Origin of the sequence: Jiangella asiatica, from assembly GCF_004349065.1 — a bacterium.
Lineage (GTDB): Bacteria > Actinomycetota > Actinomycetes > Jiangellales > Jiangellaceae > Jiangella > Jiangella asiatica.
On record NZ_SMKZ01000024.1, the window covers coordinates 1 to 18,564 of the forward strand.

Below are 18,564 nucleotides of genomic sequence, written 5' to 3' on the forward strand. Positions count from 1 at the left end.
CGCCCACCCCGTAGCCCCCCGGCTACACGACGCCCGCGGCCCGGGCGATGTCGCGGTAGGCAGCGGCCAGCGTGTCCAGGCTGGCGTGGGCGTTCAGGCCGCTGGGGTTGGGCGCCACCCACACCTGCGCCCCGGCGAGGTCCCCCGGCTGCCGCCCGGCCGTTGCCGACGGCTCGCCGAAGGCGGAGCGGTACGCGGTGATGCCGAGGACCGCCACCACCGCCGGGCGCAGCCGGGCCGCCCGCGCGGCCAGGTCGCGGGCGCCAGCGGCCAGCTCGCCGGCGGCCAGCTCGTCGGCCCGAGCGGTGGCCCTGGCGACCAGGTTGGTGATGCCGACGCCGCGCTCGACCAGGTGGTCGTGGTCGGCGGTGGACATGCCGCCGGACGGGTCGATCAGCCGGTCGACGATGCCGGCCCGGAACAGCGCCGGGTAGAAGCGGTTGCCGCGCCGGCCGAAGTGCGCCTGCACGGCGGCCGTCCAGAGCCCTGGGTTGATGCCGACGAACAGCAGTTTCAATCCCGGACCGGCGAGGTCGGGCACGGTCGCATCGCGGAACGCCTCGAGCTCGGCGCGGGTGAACCGCACCACGGGCACGGACGGGTGCCGCCCCTCAGTTGACATGTCTTTGTCTCCAAATTAATTTTGCTCGCAAAGCAAAGGTTCTTAGACTCCGATTCTATGCCGACGAGAGGCCTGCCGTGCCAGTCAGCGACACCACACCAGGACCCACGACCCCACCACCGGGCGAGCCCTGGAGCGACCCTGCTCCCGGCGACCGCTCCTACAGTCCTCGCCGACGGGCCGCGCTGGCCATCACGCTGCTCGCGGTGCTCATGGACATGGTCGACGCGACGATCCTCAACGTGGCGCTCCCGTCCGTGCAGGCCGACCTCGACGCGTCATCGACGCAGCTGGAGTGGTCGCTGGCGGGGTACACGCTCGCCTTCGCCACCGCGATGATCACCGGCGCCCGGCTCGGCGACCGGTACGGACGGCGGCGGGTCTACCTGGCCGGGCTGGCCGGTTTCGTGGTCACCTCGACGCTGGCCGGCCTCGCCACCGGCCCGGAGACGCTGGTGGCCGCCCGGGTCCTCCAGGGCGCGTCGGCCGCGCTGATGGTGCCGCAGGTGCTGGCCATGCTGCAGGTGGAATTCCCGCTGGCGGAGCGGGCGCGTGCGATGTCGCTGTACGGGATGACGTTCGCCGTCGGCGGCATCGGTGGTCCGCTACTCGGCGGGGTGCTGCTCGAGGCGGACCTGTTCGGCCTGGGCTGGCGGCCGATCTTCTTCATCAACATCCCCATCGGGATCGCGGCGTTCATCGGGACTCTCGTGCTGGCCCGCGAGTCGCGGGCCGAGCACGCCGACACCGCGGACCTGCGCGGCACGCTGATCGCCACCGGCGGCCTGCTGGCGGTGCTGTTCCCGCTGGTCGAGGGCCGCGAGCTGGACTGGCCGCTGTGGACGTTCGCGCTGATGGCCACCGCGCCGGTGCTGCTGTGGCTGTTCATCCGGTACGAGCGGCGGGTGGTGCGTCGCGGCGAGTCGCCCATCATCGACCCGGCACTGTTCCGCCACCGTGGCGCCGTCGGCGGCCTCACCGTCGCCGTCCTGTTCTTCGCGGCGCAGGCGTACACCCTGGTCATGACGCTGCATCTGCAGGCGGGCGTGGGATTCTCACCACTGCGCACCGCCGCGGCGCTGGTGCCGTTCACCGTGGGGATCGGGATCGGCGCCGTGTTCGCCGGGCGGCTGGTGCCGCTGGGCCGGCGCGTCGTCATGGCCGGCTCCCTGATCATGGCGCTCGGCATGGCTATGATCCTCGTCGCCGTCGACCGGTCCGGCGCCGAGCTGGAGCAGTGGCAGCTGGTGCCCGGCATGGTGGTGGGCGGCCTCGGGATGGCGATGGTGGCGCAGACGCTGGTCACGATCGTGCTGGCCAAGGTGCCGACCACGGCGGCCGGCGGCGCGTCGTCGCTGGTGAACACGTCTATCCAGGTCGGCGTGGCCGCGGGCATCGCCGTCGTCGGCACCGTGTACTTCGCCATGCTCGACGGCGGTGAGCCGCCGGTCGACTCCGCAACGGTCGGCCTGCTCGTCGTCATCGGTCTACTCGTGCTCGCGGCCGCGCTGGCCTTCGTTCTGCCGCCCGACCGGCTGCCCGCCGACGACGGGTCAGAGCAGCGGCGCGGTGAGGAGCCCGACGCCCACGACGACGTCGACGACGGCGCACCACTCGGCGTACGTCCGTGACACCACCCGGTCGCGCCGCAGGTGGATGAGGTCCCAGGTGCCGTGGGCGATCCAGCCGGCCGCGACGACGTACCGTCCGAGGTCCGGGTCGAGCGCGAGCGCGACCAGCGCGACCGTCGTGAAGGCGGCCATCCCGGCTACCTGGAGGCCGACACCGGTGCCCCGGTGCCGGCCGAGCCCGGCGCCCAGGAGGAACACGACCAGGGCGATGCCCAGGTACGCGACCGGTGGTTCGACGACGTCCTGGGCGAGCACGCCGAGATGAACCGGCCCGGACGCGATCAGCACCGGCCAGGTCCAGCGGCGCCGTCCGAGCAGGGCGACGACCAGGTAGATCAGGGCCAGCAGCGGAAGCGTCTCGCCGAGCCCGCGGGCGGTGTCGTCGGTCGTGGCGCCCGCGACGAACACTGTGCCGGCGGCGGCGCCGAACAGGGCCGGCCAGCGCCGGGCCGCGGCGGTGAGCAGGGAGCCGCGCGAAGCGGCCGGGATGGTGGAGACGGAGGTCGATGTCATGGGTCCAGCGTCGCGCCGGTGCCGCCCGGCCCCAAGGTGCGCGGTGTCACCATTCATCCGTGCGTTGTGCCCGGCCGGGCCGTGTGCCGGCCGGGGACCGCCCGCGGGTCAGAGCCAGCCGTGCTCGCGCGCCGTCGCGATCGCCTCGGCCCGGCTGCCGGCCTCGAGCTTGGCCACGGCCGCGGCCAGGTAGTTGCGGACGGTCCCCGGTGAGAGGTGGGCCTGACGTGCGATGACGGCCACCGGCTGGTCGCGCGCGGCCAACCGCAGCACGTCGAGCTCGCGCGGCGTGAGCGGGCACTCCGGGGCGAGCAGCGCCTCGGCGGCAAGCGAGGGGTCGACGTAGCGGCCGCCTTCGTGGACGCGGCGGATGACCTCCGCCAGCACCGAGGCCGGGGAGCCCTTCGGCACGAAGCCGCGGGCACCGCTGTGCAGCGCTCGTTTCAGCAGCGGCGGCCGGCCGTGACCGGTGAGGATGACGACGGCGACGTCCGGCGCCGCGGTGGCCAGCTCGGCAGCGACCTCGATGCCGGTCAGTCCGGGCATCTGCAGGTCGACGACGGCGACGTCCGGCCGGTGCGCGAGCACCTGCTGGACCGCGTCGTGGCCGTCTCCGGACCGCGCCACCACCTCGACGTCGGGCTCGAGCTCCAGCAGCGCGGCGACCGCGCCGCGGATGAGCTCTTCGTCGTCGGCGAGCAGGACCCGGATCATGCGGCCACCGGGACCGTCGCGGTGACGGTGAACGTGCCGGCCGAACCGTCGGCGACCACCGTGCCGCCGACCTCCGCCAGCCGGTCGGCCAGGCCGCGCAGTCCGTGGCTGTGCGGGTCGCGCTCGTCGGTGCGTGTGCTGACGCCGTCGTTGGTGACCACCATCCGCACCTGCTCCGCGCTCGCCTCCACGTCGATGGTGCAGTGTACGGCCCGGCTGTGCCGCAGCAAGTTCGTCACCGCCTCGCGCAGCACCGGCACCAGGTGCGTCGCGACCGGCGGCAGCTCGCCCTCGGGCAGGCGCACGGTGCAGCGCACCCCGGCTGAGTCGAGCACGTGCCGGACGGCGTCGAGCTGGTCACGCAGGTCGATGGCGCGGTAGCCGTGGACCGCGCGCCGGACCTGCTCGAGCGCCGCTCCGGCCAATCGCTGGATCTCCGCGGCCTGCTCACCGGCGCGGTCGGCGTCGACCGGTGCCAGCCGTTTGGCAAGCTCGGCCTTGAGCGCGATGACCGAGAGGTCGTGACCCAGCAGGTCGTGCACGTCGCGGGCGAAACGCAGCCGCTCCTCGGTGGCCGCCAGCCTTGCCCTTGCCTCCTGCCCGTCCCTGGCCTGCACGACCAGCCGCCACATGCCGAGCTGCAGACCGTTGGCCAGCGCCAGCGTGACGCCCACGGACAGGGTGATGACGACGTACGCCAGCACCGACCCGCCCACCGCCAACGCCACGCCCACCGCCGTCGCCACGGTGACGACGACGGCGAGGACCGCCGCCAGGCCGCGCAGCAGCAGCGGCACCACGCCCACGACCACGCCGGCCAGCCACGCCCAGCTCTCCCACTCACCCGACGGCGCACCCACCGGCCCGACCAGCGGCACCGACGCGACCGTGGCGGCGACCAGCGCCACCGACGACGCGCGCACGCCGCCGCCGTCACCGTCGCCGGGCCGGAACTCGTCGTGCAGCGCCCACGCCAGTGCGGCCGTGAACGCCGCGATGCCGGCCCCGCCGAGCACCCGCCACAGCGGCCGCTCCTCCACGACCAGACCCACGACCGGCATGGCCACCCCGGACACGAGCATGACCACGACAAGGGCGACGGTGCCCGTCCGCGCCCGTCGGTACGCGGCGTCGACGCCCACCTCCGCCCAGGCGATCGGCGGGACGGCGCCCAGCCCGGCGTCGTCGGCAGCGCTCGGCATCCCGCCATCGTGGCATACCCCCGCCACCCGCTGCCTTGATCATCGAGGGAGCGGAGCAGCCGTCAGGCCAGGTCGGGGCCGAGCACGCCTGCTCACCGGCGGCGACGCTGATCATCAACGGGTGGCGACGTCATGGTGTCGCCACCGGTTGATGATCATGGAGGATTGGCGATCACGTGGCGATGGACTTGACCTAGAGCGCGCTCGAAGCGGAAGGCTGTGCCCATGACCACGCGGTTGATCCTGGGTGCCATGAACTTCGGCACCACCGTCGACGAAACCACGTCCTTCGCGCTGCTCGACCGGTTCGTCGAGCGCGGCGGGGAGTGGATCGACACCGCCGACTGCTACTCATTCTGGAACAGCGAAACCGGCTACGGCGGGCAGAGCGAGGCTCTGATCGGCCGTTGGCTGGCCGCCCGTCCCGGCATGCGCGAACGGGTCAAGATCGCCACCAAACTCGGCGCCGAGCCTCGCGTCGCGGGCCGGTGGCCGACCTCCCGGACGGGCCTGTCCGCGGCGGCGGTCCACGATGCGTTCGAGGGCAGCCTGCGCCGGCTGGGCGTGGACGCCGTCGACCTGCTGTGGCTGCACATGGAGGACCGCTTCACCCCGATCGAGGAGACCGCCGCCGCCCTGGCCGAGCTCACCGAGTCCGGCCGGACAACCCGGGTCGGCGCCTCCAACCACCCGGTCTGGCGGGTCGAGCGGGCCCGGCAGCGCGCGCTCGCCACCGGCGCCCGGCCGATGGACGCCCTGCAGCACAACCACACCTACCTGCGGGCGCGTCCGCACACCCAGGTGACCGACCACCGCTTCGGCGTGCTCAGCGACGAGCACCTCGACTACGCCGCCGAGAACGGCCTGGAGCTCTGGGCCTACAGCCCGCTCATCGTGGGCGCCTACGACAACCCGGCCAAGCCGATCCCCGAGGTCTACGACCACTCGGGCACCACGGACCGGCTGGCCGTGCTCACCGCGGTGGCGCGGGAGCTCGGCCTGCAGCGCGGCCAGGTCGTGCTGTCGTGGCTGGCCGGCGGCGACCAGCCGATCCGGCCTATCCTCGGCGGCAGCAAGCTCGACCAGCTCGACACCGCGCTCGACGGTGTCGCGTTCGAGCTGCCGGCGGAGCTGCGGGCCCGCCTCGACGACGCGGTCCCCGCCGATCCCGGCCCGGCGCAGGCGGCAGCCGCGGCGCAGGCCTGACCGGCCGAGCCGCGCCCGGGCTGAGCCCGCCCGAGGGCCCGGTCAGCGCAGCCGCACGATGCTGCCGGTCAGCAGCTTCGCCTCCTCCGACACCATCCAGGCGATGACGTCGGCGACCTCCTCCGGCGAGGCGACGTGCGTGTGGTCGGAGCTGGCGGCGACGGCGGCGCGGACCTCGTCGGTGACCCAGCCGGTGTCGGTGACCGGCGGGTACACGGTGTTGGCCGTCACGCCGTACGGCGCCAGCTCGGCCGATGCCGACATCGTGTAGTTCTCCTGGGCCGCCTTCGCCGCGCCGTACGACACCTCCTCCGGGAAACCGTGCTGGCTGCCCGAGGTGAGGCCGACGATGCGGCCCCAGGTGTCGCCCCGGGCCACGTGCCGGCGCGAGAACTCGGCGATGAGCAGCGCCGGCGCCATCGCGTCCACGGCGAACTGGCGCTGGAACGTCTCGGCGCCGACCGGCCGCATGGGCCGGCCGAACCGGTCGGTGGCGGCGGGCTTGAACGTGTCCTGGACCCAGCCGCTGGCGTTGTTGACCAGGATGTCGACCGGCCCGAGCCGCTCCTCGGCCGCGTCGAACAGCGTGGCCGCGCTGGCCGGGTCGGCGAGGTCGGCCTCGACGGCGTGCGCCCGGCCGCCGGCGCTCTCGACGGCGGCGACGACATCGCTCGCGTCGCCCCTGCGGGCGCGGTTGTATGCCTCCTCCTGGCCGGCGTCGTCGCCGGGGCGGTAGAACGTCACCAGCACCGCGACGCCGCGCCGGCCCAGCGCCATCGCCGTGGCCGCTCCGATTCCCTGGTTCGCGCCGGTGACGAGGGCGACGTGACTCCCGATCATCACGTCAGCATCGCAGAGCCGCACACACGCTTCGGCGCCACCCTTTACGCCACTGGCCGCCACGACTAACCTACAACCTAATGGTTGTAAATGAGGTGTCCGACGAGACGGTGGACCAGCTGTTCCACGCGCTGGCCGACGCCACGCGCCGCGACATCCTGCGCCGCTGCGTAGCCGCCGAGGCGTCGGTGTCGCGGCTGGCCGAGGCCTATCCGATGAGCTTCGCGGCGGTCCAGAAGCACGTCGCGGTGCTCGAGCGCGCCGGTCTGGTCACGAAGCAGCGGCGCGGGCGCCAGCAGCTCGTGCGCACCGACGTCGACGCGCTGGCCCGTGCTCGGCGGGCGCTCGACCAGCTCGAGCTGGCCTGGCGCGGTCGCGTCGAGCGGATGTCCGGTCTGCTCGGCGAGGACACCTCAGCCGACGACGACGCATCGCCACACATCGAAGGGAACGACAGATCATGAAGTTGGTCCTCAACGAGTTCCTCAGCCTCGACGGCGTCATGCAGGGCCCCGGCGCCGTCGACGAGGACCGCAGCGACGGCTTCGACCGCGGCGGCTGGATCGTCCCGTTCGCGACCGAGGAGTCGTGGGGACAGGTCGTCGACGGCTGGTTCCGCCGGGTCGAGATCTTCCTGCTCGGCCGCACCACCTACGACATGATGTACGGCTACTGGAGCCGGGTCACCGACCCCGACAACCTCGTCGCCACCAAGCTCAACACCTACCCGAAGTACGTGTCCAGCTCCTCGATGACCGACCCGGCGTGGGCCAACACCACCGTCCTGCCCGGCGACCCGGTCAAGGCCGTCGCCGAGCTCAAGGTCCGCGACGGCGGCGAGCTCCAGGTGCACGGCAGCTGGCGACTCGCGAAGACCCTGCACGAGGCGGGGCTCGTCGACGAGTACCGCCTGCTGACCTTCCCCGTCGCCGTCGGCACCGGCAAGCGCCTGTTCACCGACACCGCACCGGCGACCGGCTTCACCGTCCTGGAGACCCGAGCGCTCGGTTCCGGCATCACCTACCACGCCCTCACCCCTGCCCCGTACGCCCAGGGGGACCTCGACGTCGTCGACGGCCAGGAGGCGGTGACCGACGCCTGACTCTCAGGTGAGCACGTCAGGCCAGCGGCGCCACCGGGTAGTCGACGAAGTAGTGGATCTGCTCGGGCCCGTAGTCCTGCGCCTCGAAGTAGCTTTCGCTCCGCACCTGGACCTGGACGTAGTCGTAGGCACCGATGGCGTACACGCCAAGGAAGATCAGGCCGGCCAGCCACAGGTGCCGCGGTGTCGCAGCACGTGCGGATGGCCGGTCGCTGCCGACGGCGTTCTGCGGCCCACTCGGGTCCACGGCCACCCTTTCACCACGACGGAACGAACATAGCGGCTCAGCGGGGTTAACCCATGTCCTACATCTTTGAGGAGATCATATTCGTCCGCCGCGAGCCGGAACGTGAAGCGCCTGATCCTTGGCGACCGGGCACCGGCCGGAATCTCGATGGCTGATCCGCCGCGGGTCGCCTGAGGTGACCGCGCCAGAACGCACCTCGACCATCGGGACGGACAGAGTGGACCTTCCCCACGCCTTGGGGCATCTTCGCCCTCACCGAACGCTGAGGCCGAACGCGTCGCGCGCAGCCGGGGCCGGCCCGGCCGGCCGTCTCAGGTCAGGAATGAGGAGGCGACCAGACGTACGGCGTGGTGGTGGTCACCGCGTGGAAGCCCAGGCGCCGCAGGATCGGGGCGCTGTTGTCGGAGGCGTCGACCTGCAGGTATCGGACGCCCCGGGCGACGGCGAGCTCGGCGCGTGCGGCGACCAACGATCGGTAGATGCCCCGGCCCCGCCAGGCCGCGAGGGTCGAGCCGCCCCAGAGGCCGGCGAACTCGGTGCCCTGCCTGAAGACCAGCCAGGCCGCCGCGATCACCTGACCGCCGGAGCCGCCGGCCTCGGCCACCAGGATCACGATCTCGTCCGGCGCCGCCGAGACACGGCGAATCAGGTCGTCGCCGAGCCAGCTCCAGTCCTGCCCCCACACCGCCGACTCCATGGCGGCGATTCGGCGCAGGTCGGCGTCGGCGCTCACCTGCCGCAGGGTGACACCGTCGGGGAGGCCCGGCGCCGCCGTCATCTCCCGCGCCATGCCGATGAGGACGGTCTCCTGCTCCTCGCCGGCGAAGCCCGCGGCGCGCAGGCGGTCGGTGAGGTCGGCGGGCAGGTCGTGTCCGCGGGTCTTCCACTCGACCTGCTCACCGCGCGCGCCGAAGTAGTCGCGCTGGCGGGCGATCAGCCGGTCCAGGTCGGCACCGCGTACACCGAGATCGCGAGGGCCGGTGACGAAACCGCGGTGCATCCCGACCATGCGCAACAGCGGGCCGTCCTGCTCGTAGGTGACCCCGGCCGGCGGCGTGGGAGGCGTACCGCGCAGCTGCTCGTCGTACGCCGCGAGCAACCCGTCGATGTCCGTCATGAGGGTCGACAGTACGAGGCGCGGCGACCGGTTCTCCGGCGGGTGCGAGCGACGGCGTTTGGTCCCTCGCCGGCGGTAGCGTGTCGGGTGACCGGTCGGCGCCCGCCGCACGCTCGACGAGAGGACGTTCCGCATCATGGGTTCCATCGCAGTGCACGAGTTCATCTCGCTGGACGGGTTCTTCCAGGACCCGAGCTGGACGGCCGACTACGGGTTCCTACCGGAGATGGGCGAAGCACTCGGGCCGATCACCGACGCGGCGACGGCGATCCTGCTGGGCCGCACCACGTACGAGATGTTCGCGCCGGCCTGGTCCAACCGCACCGTCGAGGACGACGAGGGCGCGCCGTTCTTCAACGACACCCCGAAGTACGTCGTCGGCTCCACCGCACCGAACGTCGACTGGCCGCCGCTCACCCGCCTCGGCTCGTACGACCCCGCGAAGATCGCCGAGCTCAAGGCCGACATCGACGGCGGCATCTTCACCTCCGGCAGCGGCACCCTCGTGCGTGCCATGCTCCGCGACGAGCTGGTCGACGACCTGCACCTGTTCGTCTACCCCATCGTCCTGGGCACCGGGAAGCGGTTCTGGGGCGAGAGCGCCGACCCCACCCGGTTCGCGCTGAAGGGGCAGCAAGTCTTCGACAACGGCGTCGTCCACCTCCACTACGGCCCAGCCTGAGCGGACCGCGGCAGCGCCAGCCGTGGCCGCGCAGTCATTTCGGGCTCTCCTGTGGCTTCGGTGGGTTGTTCCGAGGTTGCTTTGGTGGGGGCGTTCGGATCGGTGCGATGTCGATAGCCGGCGTCGACCGTGATGGCGCCAGACGCGGACCGACTCCGGTTTCGGGTCCTGGAGCGTGATCATGGCCATCGAGGTCGGGCAGCGCTATCTGGCTCAGGCTGTGGCGGTGGGACATCCCAGGTGAGTCGACATCGTCGTCGGGCCTGGTGTGTCGCAACCGCCGGGATGTGCCGGGCGCCTGGTATCGGCCGGCCCGCTCAGGCGCCCTGCGGATCGGGTCGGAGCGCCTCAAATGATCACGTTCAGCAGGATTCCCCGAGCCTCACCATGCTTGCGAGCATGGTGTGACACGAGATCTCGTGCTGAACGTGATCATTTCGGCGTGGGCGCCCCGGGGCGACGACGGCCAGGTTGAGATTCCGAGAACTCAGCGCGTTCGGGATGTCGAGAACGTGGCGCTGGCTCCGTCCCAGCCACACCAGTGGCCCCGACGGGCCGCGCGACGAAGGAGAACCCACCATGACGATCCAGCGGATGGACAACGTCGCCATTGTCGTCGAAGACCTGGATGCCGCCGTCGCCTTCTTCACCGAGCTCGGCATGGAGCTGGAAGGCAGAGCGCAGATCGAGGGCCTCACGGCGGACCGCACCGTCGGACTCGACGGCGTCCGCAGCGACATCGCGATGATGCGGACCCCAGACGGCCACGGCAGGCTGGAACTGACGAAATACCACGCCCCCGCGGCGATCGGCGCCACACCGCACGACCCGCCGCCCAACACGCCGGGCCTGCATCGCGTCATGTTCGCCGTCGACGACATCGAGGACGTCGTTGCCCGCCTGCGCACTCACGGCGCCGAACTCGTCGGTGAGCTGGCCCAGTACGAAAACAGCTACCGGCTCTGCTACGTCCGCGGCCCCGAGGGGATCATCGTCGCGCTGGCCGAGCAGCTCAACTGACGGCCCGTCGCGGCCGACCTGCGACCACCCACAACGATCCGCTTGGACCGACCGAGAACGACAACTGGAGGAACAACCGTGCAACCGAACGAGATCACCGAGGTTCTGAACCGACCGGTCAGTCAGGAACTGTTGGCCCGCGACGTGACCCGCTTGGCCTACGTCGCCGAGGACGGCACACCGCGGAACGTCCCGATCGGGTTCACCTGGAACGGCTCGGAGATCGTCATGTGCACGTCGAAGAATGCTCCGAAGCTTCCGGCCTTGGTCGAGAACCCGATGGTCGCCCTGACGATCGACACCGAGGTGCACCCGCCCAAGATCTTGCTCATCCGGGGCCGGGCCGAGCTGGACTTCGTCGATGGCATCCCGGCCGAGTATCTCCAGGCGACGAGCACCTACGAGATGACGCCCGAGCAACGGGTCGAGTGGGAGGCGGAGGTGCGCTCGCTCTACCGCGACGGCATGGTCCGGATCGTGGTGACCCCGACGTGGGCGAAGCTGATCGACTTCGAGACGACTCTGCCGAGCGCGGTCGAGGAGCTGGTCCGGCGGCGGGAAGAGCGTCAGCGCGCCTGAGCACCGGGCGGTCGTCCGTCAGAATTGTCGCGGGAGGATGTCGAGAACCCGCCCGCGGCTCCGTCCCCGCGGTGAACACGGCCACAATGGCCGTACGCCACAAGGAGAACATGATGGCCAAGTACCTGCTGCTCAAGCACTACCGGGGTGGCCCGGCCCCCGCCGTGGACTTCGCGCCGATGGACCAGTGGACGCCGGACGAGGTCGACGCGCACGTGCGGTTCATGCGCGACTTCGCGGCCCGGCTGGAGGAGGCGGGCGAGTTCGTCGACACCCAGGCGCTGGCGCCCGACGGCGCGTTCGTGCGGTACGACGGCGAGGGGCGGCCGCCGGTGACCGACGGGCCGTTCGTCGAGACCAAGGACCTGATCGCCGGGTGGTACATCGTCGACGTGGAGTCGTGGGATCGCGCGGTACAGCTGGCAGGGGAGCTGTCGGCGGCGCCCGGGCCTGGCGGCAAGCCGGTCTGCGAATGGCTGGAGGTTCGGCCGTTGTGGGGCGACTCGCCCGCGGTCACCGAGTGAACGAGCCGCTGCTGCGGGAGCTGGTGCCCGCGGTGATCGGAGTCCTCGTCCGTCGCGGAGCCGACTTCGCGGCGGCCGAGGACGCCGTGCAGGACGCCCTGGTCGAGGCCGTTCGCGTGTGGCCGGATGCTCCGCCGCAAGATCCCAAGGGCTGGTTGGTCACCGTGGCTTGGCGCAAGTTCCTCGACGCCTCCCGCGCCGATACCTCTCGACGGCACCGCGAGGCACGCGTCGAGAGCGAGCCCATGCCCGGCCCGGGCGAGGCGGTCGACGACACGCTCCAGCTGTACTTCCTGTGCGCGCACCCGTCCCTGACACCGGCGTCGGCCGTCGCGCTCACGCTGCGCGCGGCCGGCGGCCTGACCACGCGTCAGATCGCACAGGCCTACCTCGTGCCGGAGACGACCATGGCCCAGCGGATCAGCCGAGCAAAGCGGACGGTCTCGGGCGTCCGGTTCAACCAGCCCGGTGACGTCGCCACGGTGGTGCGCGTGCTCTACCTGGTCTTCAACGAGGGCTACTCCGGCGACGTCGACCTCGCCGCCGAGGCGATCCGGCTCACCCGTCAACTGGCGGCCATGACCAGCCACGAGGAGGTGGCGGGCCTGCTCGCGCTCATGCTGCTGCACCACGCTCGGCGCCCGGCACGGACCCGCCCCGACGGCAGCCTCGTGCCCCTCACCGAGCAGGACCGCAGCCTGTGGGACACCCGCCTGATCGCCGAGGGCGTCGACGTGCTCCAGACAGCCCTCGCCCGCGACCGCCTGGGCGAATTCCAGGCCCAGGCCGCCATCGCCGCGCTGCACGCCGACGCCCGGACGGCCGAGGAGACCGACTGGGTGCAGATCGTCGAGTGGTACGACGAACTGGTGCGGCTCACCGCCAGCCCGGTGGCCCGCCTCAACCGGGCAGTCGCGGTCGGCGAGGCCGACGGCCCGCGGGCCGGCCTGGCCGCCCTGGCAGAGCTCGACCCCGCACTGCCCCGCCACACCGCCGCCGCGGCGTACCTGCACGAGCGTGACGGTGACCCGGTGACCGCGGCACGGCTCTACGCCGAAGCCGCCCGATCAGCTCCCAGCCTCCCCGAACGCGACCATTTCACGCGACACGCCGCACGGCTCAACGCGCAACTGCGCGGTTGAGCGGCGGGCGCAGTCACTCACCGCCCCGATTGGGACGGTCCGCCCACCCAGTTGGCCGGCCGGACCGCGTCACTACCACTCTTGCCCGTCGTCCCGGAAATGACGCACCTGTGACGCTTGGCCGACCTGAACGCATGTGGTCGGTGTAGGTCGGTGGCTGCTGGGACGATGCGTCTCGAGCAAGACCGAGTCCGTGCAGACCGTGCTCAGGTTCTCGCCCCAGAACCGATGATGAATTCGAGCTCGGCCTCGAGTCCGTCACCTGATTCGAACTGCGTCAGGCGGTCGCGGACCTCCGCCCATGCCTTCGCCCGGTCGGCCTCAGCGAGGTCTGCCAGCACCGCTCGATAGGCCCCGGCGGCCTCCTGCAACATGTGCGTGGCGCTATCGGCGCTCGCCAGCCGCAACGTGGCACCGACGACATGGGTGCGTACGTCCACCAGGCCGCCGTCGATCAAGAGCCGCTCAAGGACACCCGCGTCCCCCAGTGCGAAGATTCCGGGCTGTCCCGGGCCCGGCGGCGCCGCCCCGGCGTGCCGGAGCAGGATCGCCATCGGGTCGGCCATGAACGAATTGTGGAGGGGTGTGGTGAAGACCAGCGATGCGAATCTGCCGCCCGGCTTGAGCGCGGCCCGGACCGTCTCCAGCGCTCGGCCGGGCGCGGCAAAGAGCATGAGCCCCAGCCGGGAGATGGCCGCGTCGAAATGCGCTGTCGGCAGGTCGAGGTCCTCGGCCGGACCTTCCAGCGTCGTGATGTTGTGCAGGCCTGCCTCGGCCGCGTTGTGTAGCACATGCTCGAGCATGGTCGGCGAGATATCGCTGGCGACCACGCCGCCGGCGGGCCCGACTCGCTCAGCTACCCGGAGGGTCTGGCTGCCTGCTCCGCATGCGAGATCGAGGACCTGCATTCCCGGCCGCACTCCGGCCTCGTCGATCATGGTGTCGGTGGCGTCCGCGGCCGCGCGCGCCCACACCGGCTCCCATTTCGCCCAGCCAGGCGCGGCTGCCTCCCAGGTGCTGCGCAATCGCGATGTCGTCGTCTCTTCGACCATCCCGACCTCCCCAGGGAAAGCGGGCCGGCACACTACCGGGGCATCACTGAGGGACCCGCCCAGCCGGCGCCGCACGATCTGCCACGACCAGCGTATCGGTCCTTCAGCCCGCCGCACGGGCCAGGCCTGCCACCGCTCACCGTGAGCGCGTCTACAGCCGAATCGTCGTACCAATGTCAGCCGTGCTTCGGTACGTTCCCCGCGACAGGCCTCGAGGACTCGCAGGACCGGGACGGTCAGCGGCATAGTGGCCGGCTTGCCGCCCTTGTCGCCCTTGCCGACCAGGTGCAGCACCCGGTGCCCGCGCAGCGTCGCGCGGTGACCCCAGTCGCCGAGGTATCGGATGTTGTCCGACATGGCATGCTCCCGGGCGCAACGCAGCTGCTGCCCGGAACGACGGGCCTCGAGTCGCCGGCGAACGCCGACAACCGATGAGTCCGGGCCGCCATCGGAGTCAACCTTGGAGACGTCACGCACGAGGAGCGGATTCCTATGGACAGGACCAACCAGGGTGATTGCGGGCTCTCGACGGCGCGCGGACGGGCGGCGGCCCCGCCCATGATCAAGGGGTTCCGAGCATGGCGGTGATCGAAGACGTTCGGTCGCTGGGTGAGGGGTTGGAGCGCTCATACCAGGTGTACGTACGAGGCGCGTTGAGGTTCCGCGTCGGGCAGATCGTCTACGTGGCGTTCTCCCTCGACGAGACAGTGATGGGCTTCGCGTTCCCCAAAGAGGAGCGGGCGGCCCTCGTCGCGAGCGAGCCGCACAAGTTCCAGATGCCGTCGGCGTCGGAGATGCGCTTCAACTGGGTCCACGCCGACCTGGCGGCACTGGACCCGACCGAGGCCCGCGAGCTCGTCGTCGACGCTTGGCGCATGGTGGTCCCCAAGAAGCTCTCCCGCGCCTACGATCTCACCCATCCGAACGGTCCGGGCTGAAGCCCGGACTCCGTGGCGACTCCGCTCCCAGGCAGATTCCCAGAAAGCATGAACGCCGTCCTGCCGCCCGGGCGTTCAAGTCTGGAGGGACGCGACCACTGGTTCGAGTCTGGCCAGGGGAGCATCTGGCGTACCCGCCACTTCGATGACCTCGGCTCCTCCCGTCAGGTCCTTGTCGTCGGCCAGCTCGAGAAGCGCCGCGGTTGCGCTGTCGCGAACGCATCAATCAGGGAGGTCTTCCCGCTCGCGTGCGTTCCGGACACCACAATGACCATGGTCGGATCGTAGGAACGCGCGGTGGCCGACAAGCTCGCGGTCCATCCGGATCGTCCCCGTCCTGATCGCGACGGAGGGCCGCTGCGCGGCCTGCACCTCCGCGGCCTCCTCGTCGATGAAAACCCGGAGACCTCGCGTCGTTGTCCTGCCACGACTCACTTCGCTGAGCGAGATCGAACACGTTCCGGCGTCGTGGCCACTACCGGACCCGCGACCGAGCCACCGTGGAGTGCGGTGACGGTTGTGGAGTCGCACGAACACCCCGGCCCGCTCTCTTACCCCGCGTGAATGCGGTGACGCTGCGTCCACGACAGCCTGGAAGGACCGGCCCGGTCGCCGGCGAGCTGTTGGCGACCTCGCCGGACCCGCGTCGACTGCGAGGAGACGGAATGAGCATGAACGAGGGCACCGACCCGGCGGCAGCCGATCCGGAGTGGGCCGCGTGGATCGACGGGAGCCTGTGCTCGGGACGTGGGGCGGCCGTGCCGGTCTGGGACCGGGCCTTTCTCTACGGCGACGGCTGTTTCGAGGGCATGCGAGTCCGCGGCGGGCTTCTGTTCCGGCCGCAGGACCACCTTGCCCGTCTGCGCCGGTCCGCGGCCGCCCTCGGCGTCCAGCTCCAGTGGCGGCCCGACCAGCTGATCGCGGCCGTCGCGCAGGTCATGGCCGCGAACGAGCTCACCGACGCGCACGTCCGGGTGATCGTGTCCCGCGGCGCCAGCGCACCCGGCGGGCTCGACCCGCGGCCGGCGACGCGGCCCAGGGTCGTGGTCATCGCGTACCCGCTCCCGCTGCGAGAGCGCCCAGTGCGGGTCATGATCAGTTCCATCACGCGCAAGGCGCCCCGCTCGGTCGACGCTGGCATCAAGTCGCTGAACTCGCTCGACGCGATCCTCGCCAAGCAACAGGCGAACGCCGCCGGCATGGACGACGCCTTCATGCTGGACGGCGACGGGACCATCGCCGAGGCGACAACCACCAACGTCTTCGTCGTCCGCGACGGCCGCGTCGCGACACCGACAACGCGCGCCGCGCTGCCGGGAATCACCCGTCGCACCGTCATCGAGCTGCTGCGCGAGGCCGACGTCGAGATCGTGGAGCGCGACGTCACCTGGGGAGAGCTCTACTGCGCCGACGAGTGCTTCCTGACCGGCACAGCCGCCGGCATCGTCCCGGTCTCCGCGGTGGACGGCCGCGAGCCGGCCGCGGCTCCTGGCCAGATCACGACCCTGGTGAGCGAGGCGTACGCGCGCACGGTCACCAGGGCCGACCTCACCATCGACCTGGCCCAGCAGCGCGCTGAACCGGCGGCAGCCGAGTAGACCGCGCGACCGCCGAGAACGCGCCGCTGGCGTTGGCGGCTGTCGACAGCCGAGGAACGCCGGCTCGAACAGCGCCGCCGACCGCGTGCGGGGGTCCGGACACCGCCAGCACACCGGTCGCGGCCGACGGCGCGGCTCCCCGCATCCCCAGTACGGCCCGGCGGGCTACCGGCAATGGCCGACCGCTCATGAGGCCGTCCTCTCGTAGATGACCGTTGCGATCTCTCCCAGCGCCTCCATCGCGACCGATTGCAGCTCCCGGCCTTCTTCTTCCGATGCGATCGGACGTTCGATGAACGACGCGAAGGCGATCCACTGTCCGTCCGGGTTCTCGATGAATCCACACAGTGCGCGGATGCCGACGGTTTCTCGTGTGCTACCGCCGGTCTTGGCGAAGACGTGGCCGGCGGCCGGCGAATCGACCCCTACATGGGTGAGGGTTCCCTCCTTGCCCAGGACGGGCAGTGCGCCGAGATACTCCGGCAGATAGGTCTGCCGCGACATGTGCGTGAGGAACTGGACGAAGAAGTCCGGGGAGTAGCGGCCCTCTTCCGTGCCCGGGGTTCTCGGATCCAGACCTGCCTGCGTGAACAGGTCATCGCGCATCCGCTCGTACACCGGTTCCGGATTCTCCTGCTCGTGGCCGGCGACTGCGCCGACGACGTACGGCCAGTGAGCGGTGTGAATGTTGTTGCTCAGCTTGAGCATGGGCTTCACGGCCTCCGACAGCGGTGGCGACACCAGCTCGGCCAACTGGTTCGTCGGTTCGCCGTGCGCCGCCGTCAGCTTCTCCGGATGCACATTGCCCCGAGGATGTGGCTCGATGTGGATCGCCTTGTCCCGCAATGCTTCGGCAAAGGCCAGCTCTGCGAACCTGACCGGGTCGGGAAGCCAGTAGGGCAGCAAGGTGTGCGGATCGGTCAGGGAGATGTTGCCGGTGAGCCGTACCGTGTGGCTGCCGTCCGGATTCTCGACGTCGTCGACGAGCCGCAACGGCGCGCCGGATTCCTCTGAGATCGTTGTTGCTTCGTTGATGATGTCGACGTAGCCGAGTTGCGGTGTCACCTCCAGCACGGCTGGATCGTCGGGGTTGGTGCCTGGGCGCACCACGACGTCGATCACGTTGTCGTTGACCATCATCGGGGAGACCGGCACATCGGACGCGTTGCCGGTCGATGCCCGGCCTTCGCGGAAGAGCGAAGCGTCCACCAGTACGCTCCCTTCGACCCGCCGGACACCTGCCGCCGCCACCTGATCCGCGAGATCGCGCAGCGATTGCAGCGGATCGCCCGGCACGGGAAGGGCGTCGCCGCCATACGTGTGATCCGGAGCGACGAGCGACAGCGAGCCATCGGGCCGCACGCGTCCTCCCAGCAGAAGGTCACCGCCGGCCACCAGCAGCACATGTCCTCTGAGGACGCCACGCACGACAGGACCGGTGCGGTAGACCCTGGTGTGGAAACGATGGTCGACGCCGAGCATCTGGTAGGCAGTCCCACCGATGAAGAGCTTCATCGCTGAGGCGGGGCGGCTCGGCGAGTCGGAGTTCAGCGCGAAAATGGGCTCGTGTGAGTCGATGGCCTGGTACTTCAAGGCCCATGTGGCGCCGTCCCACACGGGACGGTCGAGGATCTCCTGAATCCTGGCGTTCAGTTCCGGATCGCTCAGCGCCGATGGCGCCTGGCCCACGGTTGCCGCGTTTGCGGTCCGGGGCAGCGCCAGCAGGCCGCTCGCCGCCAGTGGAGCAGATCCCAGCATGCCCAGCACCGTTCGCCGGGTCGGTCCATCCACGCGCCGTAGCTGGTCGGCCATGACAGGCTCTCCTCACTGTCGAC

Annotated in this window: 20 protein-coding genes; 11 read left to right on the forward strand and 9 right to left on the reverse strand. The window is 70.9% G+C overall.

The window, feature by feature from the left end; translation table 11 throughout:
• Positions 1-22: 22 nt before the first annotated feature.
• Positions 23-586, reverse strand: a complete 564-nt coding sequence (locus E1269_RS17125) for a mismatch-specific DNA-glycosylase (RefSeq protein WP_131896831.1) — start codon at positions 584-586, stop codon at positions 23-25.
• 113 nt (positions 587-699) lie between these two features.
• Here E1269_RS17125 and E1269_RS17130 point away from each other — a divergent pair, with 113 nt between their 5' ends.
• On the forward strand, positions 700-2,253 hold the full coding sequence (locus tag E1269_RS17130) for an MFS transporter (protein ID WP_131896687.1): 1,554 nt from the start codon (positions 700-702) through the stop codon (positions 2,251-2,253).
• On the opposite strand, the gene E1269_RS32325 is transcribed toward E1269_RS17130, so the two are convergent.
• The 3 genes from E1269_RS32325 to E1269_RS17150 all read right to left on the reverse strand — a co-directional run bounded on the left by E1269_RS32325 (position 2,176) and on the right by E1269_RS17150 (position 4,682).
• Positions 2,176-2,766: a hypothetical protein gene (locus tag E1269_RS32325; protein WP_162606464.1), complete on the reverse strand. Its 591-nt coding sequence runs from the start codon at positions 2,764-2,766 to the stop codon at positions 2,176-2,178. The genes E1269_RS17130 and E1269_RS32325 overlap by 78 nt on opposite strands.
• Before the next feature lie 108 nt (positions 2,767-2,874).
• Positions 2,875-3,480, reverse strand: a complete 606-nt coding sequence (locus tag E1269_RS17145) for a response regulator transcription factor (RefSeq protein ID WP_131896693.1) — start codon at positions 3,478-3,480, stop codon at positions 2,875-2,877.
• The gene (locus E1269_RS17150) at positions 3,477-4,682 is read right to left on the reverse strand and encodes a sensor histidine kinase (protein ID WP_203433788.1); all 1,206 of its coding nucleotides are present in this window, start codon (positions 4,680-4,682) and stop codon (positions 3,477-3,479) included. The genes E1269_RS17145 and E1269_RS17150 overlap by 4 nt, the downstream gene beginning before the upstream one ends.
• 225 nt (positions 4,683-4,907) lie before the next feature.
• Here E1269_RS17150 and E1269_RS17155 point away from each other — a divergent pair, with 225 nt between their 5' ends.
• Positions 4,908-5,888 (forward strand): aldo/keto reductase, encoded by a 981-nt coding sequence (locus E1269_RS17155; protein ID WP_131896695.1) that lies wholly within the window; start codon positions 4,908-4,910, stop codon positions 5,886-5,888.
• Positions 5,889-5,930: 42 nt separating this feature from the next.
• On the opposite strand, the gene E1269_RS17160 is transcribed toward E1269_RS17155, so the two are convergent.
• Positions 5,931-6,728 carry an SDR family NAD(P)-dependent oxidoreductase gene (locus tag E1269_RS17160; RefSeq protein WP_131896697.1) on the reverse strand — a complete coding sequence of 266 codons (798 nt, stop codon included), beginning with the start codon at positions 6,726-6,728 and terminating at the stop codon, positions 5,931-5,933.
• A gap of 80 nt (positions 6,729-6,808) precedes the next feature.
• On the opposite strand from E1269_RS17160, the gene E1269_RS17165 reads away from it, so the two are divergent.
• Both E1269_RS17165 and E1269_RS17170 read left to right on the forward strand, forming a co-directional pair.
• Positions 6,809-7,192 (forward strand): ArsR/SmtB family transcription factor, encoded by a 384-nt coding sequence (locus E1269_RS17165; protein WP_131896699.1) that lies wholly within the window; start codon positions 6,809-6,811, stop codon positions 7,190-7,192.
• Positions 7,189-7,830 (forward strand): dihydrofolate reductase family protein, encoded by a 642-nt coding sequence (locus E1269_RS17170; protein ID WP_131896701.1) that lies wholly within the window; start codon positions 7,189-7,191, stop codon positions 7,828-7,830. Before E1269_RS17165 ends, E1269_RS17170 begins: the two co-directional genes overlap by 4 nt.
• 16 nt (positions 7,831-7,846) lie before the next feature.
• Here E1269_RS17170 and E1269_RS17175 read toward each other — a convergent pair whose 3' ends face one another.
• Positions 7,847-8,083 (reverse strand): hypothetical protein, encoded by a 237-nt coding sequence (locus tag E1269_RS17175; protein WP_131896703.1) that lies wholly within the window; start codon positions 8,081-8,083, stop codon positions 7,847-7,849.
• Between the two features lie 310 nt (positions 8,084-8,393).
• Positions 8,394-9,194, reverse strand: a complete 801-nt coding sequence (locus E1269_RS17180; protein WP_131896705.1) for a GNAT family N-acetyltransferase — start codon at positions 9,192-9,194, stop codon at positions 8,394-8,396.
• Between the two features lie 136 nt (positions 9,195-9,330).
• Here E1269_RS17180 and E1269_RS17185 point away from each other — a divergent pair, with 136 nt between their 5' ends.
• From E1269_RS17185 to E1269_RS17205, 5 genes are all read left to right on the forward strand, one after another.
• Positions 9,331-9,876 (forward strand): dihydrofolate reductase family protein, encoded by a 546-nt coding sequence (locus tag E1269_RS17185; RefSeq protein ID WP_131896707.1) that lies wholly within the window; start codon positions 9,331-9,333, stop codon positions 9,874-9,876.
• Between the two features lie 579 nt (positions 9,877-10,455).
• Positions 10,456-10,896, forward strand: coding sequence for a VOC family protein (locus E1269_RS17190; RefSeq protein ID WP_131896709.1), 441 nt, complete (start codon positions 10,456-10,458; stop codon positions 10,894-10,896).
• Positions 10,897-10,974: 78 nt separating this feature from the next.
• The gene (locus tag E1269_RS17195; RefSeq protein WP_131896711.1) at positions 10,975-11,475 is read left to right on the forward strand and encodes a pyridoxamine 5'-phosphate oxidase family protein; all 501 of its coding nucleotides are present in this window, start codon (positions 10,975-10,977) and stop codon (positions 11,473-11,475) included.
• Positions 11,476-11,588: 113 nt separating this feature from the next.
• Positions 11,589-11,999, forward strand: a complete 411-nt coding sequence (locus E1269_RS17200; RefSeq protein ID WP_131896713.1) for a YciI family protein — start codon at positions 11,589-11,591, stop codon at positions 11,997-11,999.
• On the forward strand, positions 11,996-13,141 hold the full coding sequence (locus tag E1269_RS17205) for an RNA polymerase sigma factor (protein WP_131896715.1): 1,146 nt from the start codon (positions 11,996-11,998) through the stop codon (positions 13,139-13,141). Before E1269_RS17200 ends, E1269_RS17205 begins: the two co-directional genes overlap by 4 nt.
• 206 nt (positions 13,142-13,347) lie before the next feature.
• Here the strand turns inward: E1269_RS17205 and E1269_RS33460 are convergent, their stop codons facing one another.
• Positions 13,348-14,550, reverse strand: a complete 1,203-nt coding sequence (locus tag E1269_RS33460) for a class I SAM-dependent methyltransferase (protein ID WP_239000935.1) — start codon at positions 14,548-14,550, stop codon at positions 13,348-13,350.
• A 221-nt stretch (positions 14,551-14,771) separates the two neighbouring features.
• Here E1269_RS33460 and E1269_RS17220 point away from each other — a divergent pair, with 221 nt between their 5' ends.
• Positions 14,772-15,131, forward strand: coding sequence for an MmcQ/YjbR family DNA-binding protein (locus tag E1269_RS17220; protein ID WP_131896719.1), 360 nt, complete (start codon positions 14,772-14,774; stop codon positions 15,129-15,131).
• A 665-nt stretch (positions 15,132-15,796) separates the two neighbouring features.
• The gene (locus tag E1269_RS17225) at positions 15,797-16,729 is read left to right on the forward strand and encodes an aminotransferase class IV (RefSeq protein WP_131896721.1); all 933 of its coding nucleotides are present in this window, start codon (positions 15,797-15,799) and stop codon (positions 16,727-16,729) included.
• Between the two features lie 186 nt (positions 16,730-16,915).
• Here the strand turns inward: E1269_RS17225 and dacB are convergent, their stop codons facing one another.
• The gene (gene dacB, locus E1269_RS17230) at positions 16,916-18,541 is read right to left on the reverse strand and encodes a D-alanyl-D-alanine carboxypeptidase/D-alanyl-D-alanine endopeptidase (RefSeq protein WP_131896723.1); all 1,626 of its coding nucleotides are present in this window, start codon (positions 18,539-18,541) and stop codon (positions 16,916-16,918) included.
• Positions 18,542-18,564: the final 23 nt, after the last annotated feature.